Annotated in this window: 14 protein-coding genes; 5 read left to right on the forward strand and 9 right to left on the reverse strand. The window is 58.3% G+C overall.

Going from position 1 to position 15,746, the window contains the following annotated elements; translation table 11 throughout:
- The first annotated feature begins 40 nt into the window (after positions 1–40).
- Complete coding sequence (locus U5A05_RS01405; protein ID WP_321835337.1) at positions 41–820, forward strand: N-acetylmuramoyl-L-alanine amidase; 780 nt, start codon at positions 41–43, stop codon at positions 818–820.
- Positions 821–828: 8 nt separating this feature from the next.
- Here U5A05_RS01405 and U5A05_RS01410 read toward each other — a convergent pair whose 3' ends face one another.
- Both U5A05_RS01410 and algB read right to left on the reverse strand, forming a co-directional pair.
- On the reverse strand, positions 829–2,619 hold the full coding sequence (locus U5A05_RS01410; RefSeq protein WP_321835339.1) for an ATP-binding protein: 1,791 nt from the start codon (positions 2,617–2,619) through the stop codon (positions 829–831).
- A 7-nt stretch (positions 2,620–2,626) separates the two neighbouring features.
- A complete protein-coding gene (algB, locus tag U5A05_RS01415) occupies positions 2,627–3,973 on the reverse strand; it encodes a sigma-54-dependent response regulator transcription factor AlgB (RefSeq protein WP_321835342.1) in 1,347 nt (448 codons plus the stop codon).
- A 443-nt stretch (positions 3,974–4,416) separates the two neighbouring features.
- On the opposite strand from algB, the gene U5A05_RS01420 reads away from it, so the two are divergent.
- The 4 genes from U5A05_RS01420 to U5A05_RS01435 all read left to right on the forward strand — a co-directional run bounded on the left by U5A05_RS01420 (position 4,417) and on the right by U5A05_RS01435 (position 8,215).
- Complete coding sequence (locus U5A05_RS01420) at positions 4,417–4,701, forward strand: hypothetical protein (protein ID WP_261740510.1); 285 nt, start codon at positions 4,417–4,419, stop codon at positions 4,699–4,701.
- Positions 4,702–4,787: 86 nt separating this feature from the next.
- Entirely contained in the window at positions 4,788–4,952 is a 165-nt protein-coding gene (locus U5A05_RS01425) for a DUF1328 domain-containing protein (protein ID WP_261740511.1), read from the forward strand.
- 609 nt (positions 4,953–5,561) lie between these two features.
- The gene (gene gltP / locus U5A05_RS01430) at positions 5,562–6,881 is read left to right on the forward strand and encodes a glutamate/aspartate:proton symporter GltP (protein WP_321835345.1); all 1,320 of its coding nucleotides are present in this window, start codon (positions 5,562–5,564) and stop codon (positions 6,879–6,881) included.
- A 104-nt stretch (positions 6,882–6,985) separates the two neighbouring features.
- Positions 6,986–8,215, forward strand: coding sequence for a nucleoside recognition domain-containing protein (locus U5A05_RS01435; protein ID WP_261740512.1), 1,230 nt, complete (start codon positions 6,986–6,988; stop codon positions 8,213–8,215).
- Between the two features lie 145 nt (positions 8,216–8,360).
- Here U5A05_RS01435 and U5A05_RS01440 read toward each other — a convergent pair whose 3' ends face one another.
- From U5A05_RS01440 to U5A05_RS01470, 7 genes are all read right to left on the reverse strand, one after another.
- Positions 8,361–9,005 (reverse strand): methyltransferase domain-containing protein, encoded by a 645-nt coding sequence (locus U5A05_RS01440; RefSeq protein ID WP_321835348.1) that lies wholly within the window; start codon positions 9,003–9,005, stop codon positions 8,361–8,363.
- 40 nt (positions 9,006–9,045) lie between these two features.
- Positions 9,046–9,690 (reverse strand): methionine ABC transporter permease, encoded by a 645-nt coding sequence (locus U5A05_RS01445; RefSeq protein ID WP_261740514.1) that lies wholly within the window; start codon positions 9,688–9,690, stop codon positions 9,046–9,048.
- The gene (locus tag U5A05_RS01450) at positions 9,680–10,795 is read right to left on the reverse strand and encodes a methionine ABC transporter ATP-binding protein (protein WP_321835352.1); all 1,116 of its coding nucleotides are present in this window, start codon (positions 10,793–10,795) and stop codon (positions 9,680–9,682) included. The genes U5A05_RS01445 and U5A05_RS01450 overlap by 11 nt, the downstream gene beginning before the upstream one ends.
- 2 nt (positions 10,796–10,797) lie before the next feature.
- Positions 10,798–11,589 carry a MetQ/NlpA family ABC transporter substrate-binding protein gene (locus U5A05_RS01455; RefSeq protein WP_261740516.1) on the reverse strand — a complete coding sequence of 264 codons (792 nt, stop codon included), beginning with the start codon at positions 11,587–11,589 and terminating at the stop codon, positions 10,798–10,800.
- A gap of 142 nt (positions 11,590–11,731) precedes the next feature.
- Entirely contained in the window at positions 11,732–13,093 is a 1,362-nt protein-coding gene (locus U5A05_RS01460) for an LLM class flavin-dependent oxidoreductase (RefSeq protein WP_321835355.1), read from the reverse strand.
- Positions 13,093–14,289, reverse strand: a complete 1,197-nt coding sequence (locus tag U5A05_RS01465; RefSeq protein WP_321835356.1) for an SfnB family sulfur acquisition oxidoreductase — start codon at positions 14,287–14,289, stop codon at positions 13,093–13,095. Before U5A05_RS01465 ends, U5A05_RS01460 begins: the two co-directional genes overlap by 1 nt.
- Before the next feature lie 14 nt (positions 14,290–14,303).
- Positions 14,304–15,545, reverse strand: a complete 1,242-nt coding sequence (locus U5A05_RS01470; protein WP_321835358.1) for an SfnB family sulfur acquisition oxidoreductase — start codon at positions 15,543–15,545, stop codon at positions 14,304–14,306.
- Positions 15,546–15,746: the final 201 nt, after the last annotated feature.

A 15,746-nucleotide genomic window follows, 5' to 3' on the forward strand; every position in this document is an offset into this window, starting at 1 on the left:
ATGCTTGTCGATTAATTGTTTAGTTGTGTTGTCATCGCCCATGAAATTTTCAGCTCTGCTCTTGTCCCTTGCCCTGCTGGCTGGTTGCAGCACCGGCTTGCGCATGGATACCAGTCATCCTTCGGTCAATCACGACAGCCGCGTGCAGTTCGTGGTGCTTCATTACACCTCAACCTCCCTGGAACGCTCGCTGGAGTTGCTAACCAGTGGGCCTGTCAGCAGTCACTACCTGGTGGGCGATACACCACCGACGATTTACCGGCTGGTCGATGAAAACCAGCGCGCCTGGCACGCGGGCGAAAGCCAGTGGAAAGGTCGCACATGGCTCAACTCCACCTCCATCGGTATTGAAATCGTCAACAAGGGCTTTCGCGATACGCCACAAGGACGCGTCTGGTATCCCTACACCGAAGGTCAGATCCAGTCTGTCATCGCGTTACTTAAAGACATCACCACCCGCTACAAGATCGCCCCGCACAACATCGTTGGCCACAGCGATATAGCGCCACTGCGCAAGCTCGATCCGGGCCCGCTGTTTCCCTGGAAGCGTCTGGCCGATGCAGGCTTTGGCATGTGGCCTAACGCTCAGGCAGTCGCTCAGGAGCAGGCGTTGTTTGCCTACGCGTTGCCGAGCATTACCTGGTTCCAGCAGCAACTGGCGCAGTTGGGCTATGAGACCCCGCAAACCGGGGAGCTGGATGTTGCAACGCGCCACGTGCTGGCGGCATTCCAGATGCACTTCAGGCCCTCACGCTTCGATGGCACGCCCGATGCTGAAAGTGCGGCTATCTTGAAAGTCCTGAACACGCAAAAACAATAACGCTCCTGTTATAGCAGCGGGAGCGCCATGTAAAACTGCGTTCCCTGGCCGGGGCGCGAGTACACCCCGATGCGTCCACCGTGCAGTTGCACGATCTCTTTGCACAACGCCAGCCCAAGGCCAGCACCGCCCTTTTTGCGCCCCACTTGCACAAAGGGCTCGAAAATACGTCCTTGCTGGCTATAGGCGATGCCTTCGCCATTGTCTTCGACGCTCATGATTACCCGCTCGCCATGACGGCGGGCCTGCAGCCGGATTTGGCCGCCGTTGGCGGTATGGCGCAAGGCGTTATCCAGCAGGTTGTCCAGCACTCGTTCCAGTTGGGCCTCATCGGCATTGAGGGCAGGCAGAGGCTGTTGCAGGTCGATGATCAACTCGATATTTCTGGCGGCTGCAGGCGCTGCCAATCGGGCGCGGGCGTGTTCGAGCATGTCCTGAATATTACAGGGAGCGAGTTTGAGTTTTTGCATGCCGTTTTGATAACGGGAGAAGTTCAGCAGGTCGTTGATCAACTGCATCAGGCGCTGCATTTCTTCGTTGACGGTATTGAGCAAGTCGGTTTCACGGGACTGTGGATCGAACCGCGCGCGCTCCAAAAACAGGCCGAACGCCATATGCATGCCGGTCACTGGGGTACGCAACTCGTGGGAGGCGCGCAGTACGAACTCGCTGCGCACGCGCTCAAAGGCGCGTTGCTCGGTCACGTCATGCAGCACCATTACAGCACCGAGAATCGGTCCTTTAGGCTGGCTGACCGGGGTCAGGCTGTAGGTCAGCAGGCGATTTTCGCCCTCGATGTCGACACTCAAGTCTTCCGGCAACCGCTCGAGGCTGCCACCGCGCAGCACGGTCTGCAGTTGCTGGTCGAGCTCCTGGCGTTTCAGCGCTTCGCCCAGTGGCTGGCCAAGACGGCTTTCATCCCAGCCCAGTTGTCGTTGTGCCACCGGGTTCAAATGCTCAAGCCGACCCTGCTGATCGATCATCAACAACCCGTCATCAATGCTGTCGAGCACCGCCTGAAGGCGTTGCTGACCCGCCAGCAGTTCGTCGACATTGGTTGCCTGATGCTGGCGCAAAGCCTCGGCCATGATGCCAAAGCGCCGTGTCAGCAGGTTCATTTCAGTGGCGGAAGAGAGCGGCAGCACCACCTCGAAGTTGCCTTTGCCAATGTTATCGGCGGCTTTGGCCAGCGCCTCGATAGGTGCACCAAAACGCCTGGCAATACCGTGGGCGGTAATAAAGCCGATGATCAACACGGCAATGCCGACCATGCCCAGCAAAGAGGCAATGATCACGGCTCGATCACGGGCCGAAGCCTGTGCCGCGTAGATATCGTCGAGTGCACGGCGATGCTCGGCAATCAGGCCGTTGCGCAATTGATTGAATCGGCTCGAAAGTTCCTGGTCACTGCTCAGATTGAGCTGGGCGTCGTCAGCCTGGTTGAGCGCCAGCAAAAAGCTTTCGTAGTCCACTCGGGCCTTGGCAAAACCGCTTTGCAAATGGTTTTTGCGCTCGTGCTCAATGCCTTCATCGAGCAGTTTCAGATACTCCTGGGTCGATGCCTGCAACGCTTTCTGGTCTGGCTGGTTGTGCAACATCAGGACCAGTTGGTCACCCAGGGACTGACGCAGCTTGAGGCCCAGATCCAGGGTGATGAAGTTATTGCGGATCAATGCTTCCTGGCTTTTGGCCATTTGCATCACGCTGACGACACCGAGCAGCAGTCCTAGCAGCGCCACTGTAATCAGCGCCGAAATGCTCAGGAACAGACGTGTACGCAGCTTGATCGCAAGTCTCATTGGATGCTCACAGGTTGTACTGTTTACGTTTGCGGTACAGCGTCGAGGCGTCAATGCCCAGGGTCTTTGCCGCCTGATCCAGGGTTTCGCTGGTGGCCAGAACGGCGCCGATATGGGCTTTTTCCAACTGATCCAGGCTCAGTGCCGCTCCAATACGCGGGGCATTGGGCGTGGTTTGCTCAGCCATGCCCAAGTGGCTGACTTCGACCACTTCCTGAGGGCAAATAATACTCGCACGCTCGACCACGTTGCGCAGCTCGCGAATATTGCCTGGCCAACGGTAATTGGCCAGCGCCAGCCGGGCTTCTTCGCTAAAGCCTCGGGCAGGGCGTGCGTATTCCTTGACGAAGCGGGCGAGAAAACGATCCGCCAGGGTCAGGATGTCTTCACTGCGTTCGCGCAGCGGTGGCAGGTGCAGGGTGATTACGTTCAGGCGGTAGAGCAAGTCCTCACGAAAACGGCCATCGCGCACCATGTCTTCAAGGTTGAGGTTGGTGGCGGCCAGAATCCGCACATCGGCACGGCGAGTCACGGGGTCGCCGACACGCTCGTATTCCTTGTCCTGAATAAAACGCAGCAGTTTTGGCTGAAGTGCCAGTGGGAAGTCGCCGATTTCATCCAGGAACAATGTCCCGCCATCAGCCTGACTGACCCGGCCTAGCGTGCTTTCGCTGGCCCCGGTAAATGCTCCGCGGGTGTGGCCGAACAGTTCGCTTTCCATAAGCTCTGCCGTCAATGACGGACAGTTAATAGTGACGCAGGACTTCTTGGCCCGCTTACTCCAGCCATGAATCGCCCGGGCCAGCTCGCCTTTACCGGTGCCGGATTCCCCGAGGATCAGAATATTGGCATCGGTCCCGGCAACCTGGCGGGCGGTTTCCAGCACCGCCATCATGGCCGGGCTGTGGGAATCCAGACCGTCCTTGGGTTTGCGCACCTCGCCTTCCAGGGCTTCAAGGCGGGCAGACAACTGGCGCATTTCCAATTGCTTGGCTGTCGCCAGGCGTAATTGGTCTGGGCTGCACGGTTTGACCAGATAGTCTGCAGCACCGGCCTGAATCGCATCAACGGCGGTATCGACGGCCGAGTGGGCGGTGACAATCACCACACGCATCCACGGTGCTTGAATGCGCATCTGGGCCAGCACATCCAGGCCGTTGTCCTCGCCCAAGCGCAGATCCAGAAAACACAGGTCGAACACCTGGCGTTGCAGCAGCGACTCGGCCTGCGCCGCGCTGTTGGCGGTGGCCACGGTGTAACCCTCATCTTCGAGGCAATAACGGAATGTACGCAGGATGGCGGACTCGTCGTCGACCAGCAGAATGCGGCCCTGTTGCTCGTTGGCTGATTCCATTTCCTACGTTCCTCTATGAGTGATCTTGGTTAGTGTCGGAATAATCGGGCAAGTTGCATGATTTTTCAGGATTGATGCAGAGGCTAGCACTGAAGGCTGGGTGCTGCATGGAGCAACTGGCTGATTTCAAAGCTATTTAGGTTGAACTCCAGGAAGAAAAAATTCCCCTTTGGAGCCGCAGGCTCGCTCCTACAGGTGGCTTGACCTTGAGCAGAGTATCTATAGGCCTTCGTGCCTGCCAGGTCGTGCAAAACGCACGACCTGAGTCGCGTATATCGTGCAAGATGCGCGCAGAGTGCTTTTTGAAATGATAGTAAGTAGCTGATTTATAAGCATTTTATATTAGTTTAAGAGCTGGCATGCGACCTGCAATCTCCTGTGTATAAAAGTCGCCAAAGCTGGCGACGTCACTACAAAGACCACGGGGTGGCAGGAGTTGGAGCATGAATCATCAAGATTTCGCCAGCATGCGCATTTCGTCATTGCATCTGCAACAAGGCCTGTTCGCCAGCCTCGCGTTGTCGGTGACATTAATTGGTGGTCAGCAATGGGGCCGTTGGCAGTCAGAGCCGCAACCTGTTGCGATAGTTCAGCACTCGGTCCCAATCCAGCAGCATTTCAAGGCATTGGGTCCTGCGGCTCAATCCATTGGCCACTATGAACTGGCGGCCTCTGATGAAACACAAACAGCCCATTCGCAACCTGCACCGGAACGTTGGGTGTTTTAAGCGTTCACAACCTTGAGGCCCTGGTTGGGGCGTTGAGACACACCTTTGGCATCATTCTGTTTTGCACAGTAATAAGGAGAATCACCATGTTGAGTTGGGCAGTTACCTTCCTGATTATCGCCATCATCGCTGCTGTTCTGGGCTTCGGTGGTATTGCGGGTACCGCTACCGGTATCGCCAAGATCCTGTTTGTGGTGTTCCTGGTGATGTTTGTGGTGTCCTTTATCTTTGGTCGTCGCGGTCGAGGCTAGAGATGTTCGCCCCTTCATTTAAAGCAATGGTCGCTGCCCTGTTAAAGGGCGGCGGCAGCGGATCATGAAACCGGTTACATGCTTTGACTTTACCAAGGGTTTACCTTGGTTTTTTGTGCCTGTAGAAACTCTTCTGTCATACGTAATGTCTTATCAGGGTTCATTTTTTAAAAAATAAATGTGGCCTGAACCGTCCTTCGAAACGTCGACCGTATATCGACAAAGAGAAAAATAGCCCGTCCTTATATCTGAATTGTGTTGTCGGATATTTCTTGGATATATGCGGCTTTATGCCACCCCCGCCTTCGTCAAAAAGACCTTGAAACAGCCGGTCTACGGCGCTTATGTCGTCTATTCTGTGGAATCGCAAAAGAGGCGATTTGAGGTCTTGTCGGACAAAACCCATGCCGATTCGGCATAGGGTAGGCGTTTACGGCATTAGACGGCCACCTCATGCATGGGAATAGTTGCGCCTTTTTTCGCCTGCCAAAGAGCCTTTCTGGCTCGGTTTGGGCGACCTTCTACGGGGGTGGAGGTTTCAGATTTTTGCGCTTTGCGGCGCTCTAGTCTGAGCCTCTGCCCGAGTCCACTTGAAGTAAGGGTAATGACATGAAGAAGGCAAAACTTAGCCTCGCCTGGCAGATCCTGATTGGTCTGGTCCTCGGGATTGCAATCGGCGCGCTGCTTAACCATTTCAGTGCTGAAAAGGCCTGGTGGATCAGTAACGTTCTGCAACCTGCCGGCGATATCTTTATCCGTCTGATCAAGATGATCGTAATCCCAATCGTGATTTCTTCACTGGTTGTCGGGATTGCAGGCGTGGGAGATGCGAAGAAACTCGGTCGCATCGGTCTTAAAACCATTCTTTACTTCGAGGTGGTTACCACCATCGCGATTTTGGTCGGCCTGGTGCTGGCCAACGTGTTCCAACCCGGTGCCGGGATCGACATGAGCACCCTGGGCACGGTCGATATCTCCAAATATGCAGCCACTGCTGCTGAAGTAACGCATGAACATGCGTTTATCGAGACCATCCTCAACCTGATCCCCTCGAACATCTTCGCGGCCATGGCTCGCGGTGAGATGCTGCCGATCATCTTCTTCTCGGTGCTTTTCGGTCTCGGCTTGTCGAGCCTGAACGCCGAACTGCGCGACCCTCTGGTGAAAACCTTCCAGGGCGTGTCCGAGTCGATGTTCAAAGTCACGCACATGATCATGAACTACGCGCCAATCGGTGTGTTCGCGCTGATCGCTGTGACGGTTGCCAACTTCGGTTTCGCCTCCCTGGTGCCATTGGCCAAGCTGGTGGTACTGGTTTACGCCGCCATCCTGTTCTTCGCCTTCGCAGTACTGGGCCTGATCGCCAAGCTGTTCGGTTTCTCCGTGATCAAGCTGATGCGCATCTTCAAGGATGAGCTGGTTCTGGCTTACTCCACTGCCAGCTCCGAAACCGTGCTGCCGCGTGTGATCGAGAAGATGGAAGCCTACGGCGCACCCAAGGCGATTTGCAGCTTTGTGGTTCCGACCGGCTACTCGTTCAACCTTGACGGTTCGACGCTGTACCAAAGTATCGCGGCGATCTTTATCGCTCAGCTGTACGGCATCGACCTGTCGATCAGCCAGCAATTGCTGCTGGTACTGACCCTGATGGTCACCTCCAAAGGCATCGCCGGTGTACCGGGCGTGTCTTTCGTGGTGCTGCTGGCCACCCTGGGCAGCGTGGGTATCCCGCTGGAAGGCCTGGCCTTTATCGCCGGTGTTGACCGCGTGATGGACATGGCTCGTACTGCCCTGAACGTGATTGGTAACGCCTTGGCGGTACTTGTGATCTCGCGTTGGGAAGGCATGTACGACGACGCCAAGGGCGAGCGCTACTGGAACTCGCTGCCGCACTGGCGCAGCAAAGAGGCACTGCCAAAAGGCGAGTAATCGCCACGCGGTAGCTGCACTCCCACAAACCCCGGACTTGTCCGGGGTTTGTTGTTTCTGGGGCTTGGCCGCTATCATTCGCCCATCTTCCAGGAGTTTTCTCGATGCTCAACGGCCTATGGCTCAGCTTTTTCGTCGTCGCGATGGTGTCGGCGCTCGCCCAATGGCTGGTGGGGGGCAATGCCGGGATCTTCTCCGCGATCGTGGAAAGCATCTTCGCCATGGCCAAGTTGTCGGTCGAAGTGATGGTTCTGTTGTTCGGCACCCTGACCTTGTGGCTGGGTTTTCTGCGTATTGCTGAAAAAGCCGGCATCGTCGATTGGCTGGGCAGGGCGCTGGGGCCGCTGTTCAAGCGCCTGATGCCGGAAGTTCCGGCCGGTCACCCGGCGCTGGGGTTTATCACGCTTAACTTTGCTGCCAATGGCCTGGGTTTGGACAATGCGGCTACGCCCATTGGTCTGAAGGCCATGCGGGCGCTGCAAGAGCTCAATCCAAGCCCGACCAGCGCGAGCAATGCGCAAATCCTGTTTCTGGTGCTCAACGCGTCGTCCCTGACTCTATTGCCGGTCACTATCTTTATGTACCGCGCCCAGCAAGGGGCTCCGGACCCGACGCTGGTGTTCCTGCCGATTCTGCTGGCGACCAGCGCCTCGACCCTGGTCGGGCTGCTTTCGGTCGCTGTCGTGCAGCGCTTGCGGTTGTGGGACCCGGTGGTGCTGGCGTATCTGGTGCCGGGCGCGTTGATCCTGGGTGGCTTCATGGCGTTGCTGGCGACCCTGTCGGCCACGGCGTTGGCCAGTTTGTCCTCGATCCTTGGCAACTTGACCCTGTTCGGGCTGATCATGCTGTTTCTGGTGATTGGTGCGTTGCGCAAGGTCAAGGTTTACGAAGCGTTTGTCGAAGGTGCCAAAGAAGGCTTCGACGTGGCCAAGAACCTGCTGCCGTATCTGGTTGCGATGCTTTGTGCGGTGGGCGTATTGCGCGCTTCCGGGGCACTGGACTTTGGCCTCGACGGTATTCGCCATGTGGTCGAGTGGCTGGGCTGGGACACCCGTTTTGTCGACGCATTGCCTACGGCGATGGTCAAGCCGTTCTCGGGCAGTGCTGCGCGGGCGCTGCTGATCGAAACCATGCAAACCCAGGGTGTGGACAGCTTCCCGGCGTTGGTGGCGGCCACGGTGCAGGGCAGCACTGAAACCACGTTCTATGTCCTGGCGGTGTACTTTGGCGCCGTAGGCATCCAGCGCGCGCGGCATGCGGTGGGCTGCGCCTTGCTGGCCGAGTTTGCGGGTGTGGTGGCTGCGATTTTGGTGTGCTACTGGTTCTTTGGCTGATCCGTAGCAGTTGACGAGCGGAGCGAGGCTACGTTCGGCGGCGAAGCCGTCGCAAAATCAGACACTGCGGTGTGCCAGTTGAATCCAGTTCTCAGGGTTTACGACGGCTTCGCCGCCGGACGCAGCCTCGTTCCTTCGGCAGCTGCTACGGTTGTTGAGTTGAGGGGGGTTTACGCCACACACTCACCAGCCAGGGCTGCTGGTCGCGGGGCAGGCCCGCCGGGCGATAGTAGTGCTCCAGTTCAGCAAAACCGGCAGCCGTCAGCATTGCTCGCCAGTTTTCAAGATCGTGATATGCCCCATAGCGTTCACCGTTCCAGCCTTCGCGGTTGTCGCCTCGAGGGTTGGAACTGAGCAGTACGCCGCCGGGTTTCAGGCTGGCGTGCAGCGTGCCCAGGACTTGCCCCAACTCCTGGGTTGGGACGTGGAACAACGAGGCGTTGGCGAAAATGCCGTCGAAGCGTTCGGCAGGCAAGTCGAGCTTGAGAAAGTCCTGGTGCCACACTTCGCAGCCGCTGTCTTCGCGGGCCATTTGGGTGAAGCGCTCAGTGCCATCCAGCCCGACTGCGACATGCCCCAGACGGGTAAAGGTCTGCAAGTCGCGCCCCGGCCCGCAGCCAAAATCCAGAATTGAAAACGGCGCTGTACCCTGGATATGGCGCAGCAGGGCGTCGATATTCTGGCTCACGTCGTGGTCGCGGGTGCCTTCACGGAAGCCTTCAGCGCTCTGTTGATAGTGGCCAAGGGTGGTGGCAGCAATCTGTTCGAGGGTCTTTGGGTCAAGGGTCATCGCAGGCTCAGTCGGCGGCATTCAGACCGCCGACTATACCTCAGCGTTTGTTCAGTGCCAGGGCCAGGCGGTCGCCGCCGAGTTGAATCACGGCCACCAGAATCACCAGCAATACGATCACTGTTAGCATCACTTGTGAATCAAAGCGCTGATAGCCGTAGCGGTACGCGATGTCGCCCAAACCGCCTGCGCCAATCGCACCGGCCATGGCCGAAGAGTTGATCATCGTTACCAGGGTGATGGTGAAACCGCCGACGATACCGGGTAAGGCTTCAGGCAACAGCACGTGCCAGATGATGTGATGACGCTTACAGCCCATAGCCTGGGCGGCTTCGATCAATCCGTGATCGACCTCACGCAGGCTGACTTCGGCAATTCGGGCAAAAAACGGGGTTGCCGCGATGGTTAGCGGTACGACCGCCGCCCATACGCCGTAGGTAGTACCCACAATCAGGCGAGTAAACGGGATTAGCGCTACCATCAAAATCAGAAATGGGATTGAGCGAAAAAGATTCACGAACGCACCCAATGCCTTGTTCAGCGTCGGAGCCTCATAAATGCCACCCTTGCCGCTGGTGACCAGAATCACCGCCAGCGGAATGCCCAGAATCAGCGCGATCAGCGATGACACGCCGACCATCAGGAAGGTGTCGATCACCCCCTGCCACAAACGGTCAAATCCCATAGCCTACTACCTCGACGTGTTGTGCCCATTGTTTGGCGCGCTTGCGTAGCTCGTCCGCGCCGAGTGAGGTGCTGGTCACGCTGAGCAGCAGTTGGCCCAGGGCATGCCCCTGAATGTGTTCGACCCCGCCGTGCAGCAACCGCACCTGGCCACCGAGGGCGCTGAACAATGCACCAAGATCGGGCTCCTGACCTCCGGTAAAGCGCAGTCGCAGGATCACGCTTGATTGCGCAGACAGGGGCTGCGCGGTGATACGGCCCTGCAAGGCTTCTGGCAGGGTGTCTTGCAAGGGGGCGAGCAGGGTCTTGCTGACCTCATGCTGCGGGTCGCCGAACACTTGCCACACCTGCCCTTGCTCGACCACCCGACCTTGTTCAAGCACCACCACGCGGTGGCAAATATCGCGGATCACGGCCATTTCGTGGGTGATCAGAATGATGGTCAGGCCCAGGCGCTGATTGATCTCGCGCAGCAAGCCGAGAATCGACTGCGTGGTTTCCGGGTCCAGGGCCGAAGTGGCTTCGTCGCAGAGCAAAATCGCTGGGTCGTGAACCAGCGCACGGGCAATGCCGACGCGCTGTTTTTGCCCGCCCGACAGTTGCGCCGGGTAGGCCGTGTGCTTGTCTTGCAGGCCTACCAGTTCCAGCAGTTCCCGGACTTTTTGTTCGCGTTGCAGCTTGGGGACGCCCGCCACCTTTAGCGGCAGTTCGACGTTTTGCCACACGGTCTTGGCCGACATCAGGTTGAAGTGCTGGAAGATCATGCCGATCTTGCGGCGCAGGGCGACCAGCTTGTCTTCGTTAAAGCCAGCGATATCGACCTGATCAATCAGAATCCGGCCACTGCTGGGTTGCTCCAGGCGGTTGATGGTGCGAATCAGCGACGATTTACCGGCGCCGCTGCGGCCAATAATGCCGAAGATTTCCCCGCGTTGAATCGCCAGATCGATACCTTTGAGGGCCTCAACCGGGCCCTGGCGGCCGTCATAGGTTTTGCCGATACCGATAAAACGCACATGGGCGTGGCTCAGCTCGGGGTGCAGCTCGGTATGGTTCGCACTGGGCTGCGGCTGTTCGAGTCGTTCGCGAGCAATAGCCACATTCATGATCAGCCTCCCCAGCCTGGCTGGTACAGGGTGCCGTAGGTTTTATCCAGCGAGGCCTTGACCACGGGGGAATGCTGGTAGATGTCGATGAACTTGGCCAGACGCGGGTCGTCCTTGTTCTTGGGCTGGATCACGAACTGAATCACGTACTCGGGGTGATCGATGCCATCGAACAGCAACGCTGACTCGGCGTCGAAGGTTTTGGACAGGCGAATGTAGGCCGGATAGCCCTGCACCAGGTCGGCATCATCGTAGGCACGCACCAGTTGCACGGCTTCTACCTGCAGGATTTTGATCTTCTTCGGGTTGGCGATGATGTCTTCTTCGGTGGCCTTGTAACCAACCCCAGGTTTGAGGGTGATCAGCCCGGCCTTGGCCAGCAGTTGCAGGCCGCGGCCGCTGTTGATCGGATCGTTGGCAATGGCGACGGTGGCGCCTTCAGGCAGGGCGTCGAGGCTTTTGTACTTTTTCGAATACAGGCCCACGTTGTTGATGATGCCTTTGGCGTAGGGCACCAGATCAAACCCGGCGGCGGTCTTGGCGTTTTCCAAAAACGGAATGTGCTGGAAGTAGTTCACGTCGATATCGCCACTGGCCAGGCTGACATTGGGCGCGATCCAGTCGGTGAACTCCACCAGCTCGACCTTGAGCCCTTGCTTGTCAGCCTCGGCCACAGCGGTTTCCAGCGGGATTGCAAAGGCGGCGGTAGTGCCTACCTTGAGCGGTTTTTCGGCGGCGTGGGCAATACCGCTCAACAGCCCGAGGGCCAGAACCAGTGCGTGCTTTTTGTTCATAAGAGGTGTCCTGTCAACGTGTCGGATTTTGTATCTCTGTGGGAGCGGGCTTGCTCGCGATTCAGGCAACGCGGTGCTTCAGGCAAACCGCAGTGATGCCATCGCGAGCAAGCCCGCTCCCACAAATACAAATAAAGAAGGGTTATGGGTTGTGTCTGAAGGCCGCACCGGTATGGCGCTCGGGCAAATGCGCAGCGCCGTCGGTAAACAGTTTTTGTCGCAGGCTGCCGGTGTCATAAGCCGTCTTGTAGGAACCCCTGCGTTGCAGCTCGGGCACCACCAGATCGATAAAGTCGACGTAGCTCTCAGGGGTGACGATGCGGGTCAGGTTGAAGCCGTCGAGGCCGGTTTCAGCGATCCATGACTCCAGCTCATCGGCGACGTGTTCCGGCGAGCCCACCAAGGTGATGTAACGTCCGCCCAGCGCGTGCTGTTCGAGCAATTTGCGGCGGGTCCAGTCGTTGTTTTGCAGCACTTTGGTTGCCGACTGAATCGCGTTGTTTTTCACGTACTGGATCGGTTCGTCCAGTTCGTAATCAGCAAAATCGATGCCTGTGGAACTGGAGAAATGCGCCACTCCGGCTTCGGCGCTGGCATAGCTCAGGTACTCGTCACGCTTGGCCAGTGCCTGGGCCTCGGTCGGTGCAACGATCACGTTCAGGCCCATAAACAGCTTGATATCGTCCGGGTTGCGGCCTGCCGCCACGGCGCTGGCGCGAACCTTGTCGACCTGCACTTTGGTCGCCGCCTTGGTCTGGCCGCTGATAAACACGCACTCGGCATGGCGCCCGGCAAACACCAGGCCGCGATCCGAGCTGCCCGCCTGAAACAGCACCGGGGTGCGCTGGGGCGACGGCTCGCAGAGGTGATAGCCCTCCACCTGATAGAACTCCCCGGCATGCTTGATCTTGTGCACTTTGTCGGGCTGGGCGTAGATGCGCTGCACCGGGTCATTGAGCACCGCGCCGTTTTCCCAGCTGCCTTCCCAGAGCTTGTACAACACCTGCAGGTACTCATCGGCCTGATCGTAACGACGGTCGTGTTCGACCTGCTCGGTCAGGCCCATGGCCTTGGCTGCGCTGTCGAGGTAGCCGGTGACGATGTTCCAGCCCACGCGGCCACGGGTCAGGTGATCGAGGGTCGACATGCGGCGTGCGAACAAATACGGCGCTTCGTAAGTAAGGTTTGCAGTTAGGCCAAAGCCGAGGTTTTTGGTGACAGCCGCCATGGCCGAAACCAGTAGCAACGGGTCGTTGACCGGTAGTTGGATCGCCTCTTTTAGCGGAACATCGACCGATTGCTGATAAACGTCATACACGCCCACGATGTCGGCGATAAACAGCCCATCAAACAGTCCGCGCTCCAGCAACTGCGCCAGTTCTGTCCAGTACTCCAGGGTATTGAAGGTGGTCGAGTTGTCCCGTGGGTGCGTCCACAGCCCGTGGTTGATATGGCCAATGCAGTTCATGTTGAAGGCATTGATGAGGATTTTCTTTTTGCTCATCAGATGGTCCCCCGCAATGGCGGGTTGGCATCGTTGAGGTAGTAATTACCTACCGCGTGGTACTTCCAGCGTACCGGGTCATGCAGCGTATGGACGCGTGCGTTGCGCCAGTGGCGGTCAAGTCCGTGTTCGGCCAGGGTGGCCTGGCTGCCGGCCAGTTCAAACAGGGTGCTGCCCGCGGCCAGCGAGATTTCGGTGCTGATGGCTCGCGCCTCGGCAACGGCAATCGATGCGGCGGCCACCGTGCTGGCCGTGGGGTTGCTCTGGGCACTGTCGAGAAATTCCCCCGCGCGCTCCAGCAAGGCTTCGGCGGCATGCAAACGCACACTCAAGTGGCCGAAGCTTTTCAGGGTCAGTGGGTCTTCACTGGCAATATCGCTGGTGGCGTCGATCCAGGGCCGGGTTTTGGTGCGCACAAAATGCAGTGCATCTTCAAAGGCGGCGCGGGCGATACCGGTGTCGATGGCTGCGTGCAGAATCTGCGCCAGCGGGCCAACCGGGGTCGGGCGCTCAAATGCGCTTTGAAACGGGATCACGTCCTGGGCTGCGACCAGAACGTTGTCGAACACCACCGAGCCGCTGCCCGTGGTGCGCTGGCCAAAGCCGCTCCAGTCGTCGATCACGCTCAGGCCGTCGCTGTCACGGTGTACAAACGCCAGATGCTGGATGCCGTCGTCGTCCACAACCGATGTAGGAATACGCTGCGCATACAGTGCGCCGGTGGCGTAGAACTTGCGGCCGGTGATGCGATAGCCGTGTTCGGCCCTGGCCAAGTGGGTGGTGCGATCATGGGCGGTTTTGGTGCCGATTTCAGCCAGGGCATTGCCGAAACGTTGCCCGGCCAGGACTTCGGCATAAAGGCGCTGTTTTTGCTCGTGGCTGCCATTCACCCGCAGGACTTCGAGAGCATAGAAGTGGTTTTGCGGGATTTGCCCAAGCGAGGCGTCAGCTGCGGCGATCAGTGCCACCACCTGCGCCAGCGTAACGTTGGAAACGCCCGCGCCGCCGTAGGCCTTGGGCACGGTGATGCCCCACAGGCCAGTGTGGGAAAACAGTTCAAGCTCATCAAAGGGCAGGCGGCGTTCGCGGTCGCGCAGGGCGCTGTCGCGCTTGAAATGCGCCGCCAGTTCGCGGGCCACGCGCAAGGCCTCGGCATCGCTGTGGATAACCGGGACCTGTTTGGAAATCAGTGACATGGGTATCTCCAGGGTCAGATCCAGGAATGCCGGGCAGGTAGGGTGCCGTTGAGGCGAAAAGCGCCGATGGCGTGGTATTTCCAACGCACCGGGTCGTGCAGGGTATGCACCCGGGCATTGCGCCAGTGACGATCGAGGTTGAATTCAGCGAGACTGGCGCGGCTACCGGCCAGTTCGAAGAGCTTTTCGCTGGCCAGCAATGACAGCTCGGTGGTCACTACCTTGGCTTCGGCCACGGCAATCGAGGCACGTGCAGCGGCAGGAGCATCGATCGGCGCGGCACTGACTTCATCGAGTACCCGGCCGGCTTTGCGCAGCAACGCTTCGGCGGCGTGCAGTTCAATGTGCAACTTGCCGATGTCGGCGATCACATAGGGGTCATCGCTGTTGCGTTCGACCTTGGCGTCGATCCATGGGCGCGAGCGTTCGCGTACAAAGCTGATAGTGTCGGCAATGGCACCGCGAGCGATGCCCAGGTCGATGGCCGCCTGGATCAACTGCGACACGGCGCCTTGAATATGCGGGGTTTCGCCCAGGCGCCAGTTGTCGACCACCAGCTCGGCTTCGACCCGCACGTTGTTGAGCAATACGGTACCGCTGGCGGTGGTGCGCTGGCCAAAGCCGGACCAGTCATCGACGACGCGCAAGCCTGGAGTACCGCGACGAACAAAGGCAATGATCTGCTTGCCATCATCGTTGAGGGCCTTTACCGCGATCCAGTGGGCAAATAAGGCACCGGTTGAGTAAAACTTCTGACCGCTAATAACGAAATCGTCGCCATCTGCGGTGATGCGAGCCTTCAATTCGAGGGTGTTTTTGTTGCCGCGCTCCGGCCCGGCATTACCGATGCGCCAGCCTTGCAGCACGCTGGCGAACAACTGCTCTTTTTGCGGTTGGGTCGCGGTGGCCGAAATCAGACTGAGAATGCCTACCTGATTCTGCGGAATCTGCCCCAGCGCCGGGTCGGCTGCCGAGATGATCGCGAACACTTCAGCCAGGGTCACGAACGACACCTGTGGCCCGCCAAATTCACGAGCAATCGAGATACTGCCCAGGCCGCTACGGGTGAACTCTTCTATAAGCGACCACGGCAGTTTACGTTGCCGGTCGCGCTTGGCTGCGTGCTCTCGGGCGTTGGCAGCCAGTGTACGGGCGGCTTCAAGGGCTTCGTTGTCGGTGCGCAGAACATGCGCTGCCAGCAACAGAGGCGCGACATCCAGGTCACTCTGCAGGTGTGCATTGGCCAAATTGGACATTAGTACCGCTCCTTGGCTGCACTCAATGCCCTGGCGTTATGCACAAGGGTGATTGTGTTACGGACCATACCTACCTCACGTTTCATGGGAGCGCCGCTTGAGCGGCGCGGATAAAAGCTGAGAGTCCGGTGGTCCGGTTCATATACCCTAATCGAGTATAAAAATTAAAAGAACTAACTTTTAGGAATATGAATAGATGTT

The organism is Pseudomonas kulmbachensis, assembly GCF_963681935.1.
Classification (GTDB): Bacteria; Pseudomonadota; Gammaproteobacteria; order Pseudomonadales; family Pseudomonadaceae; genus Aquipseudomonas; species Aquipseudomonas kulmbachensis.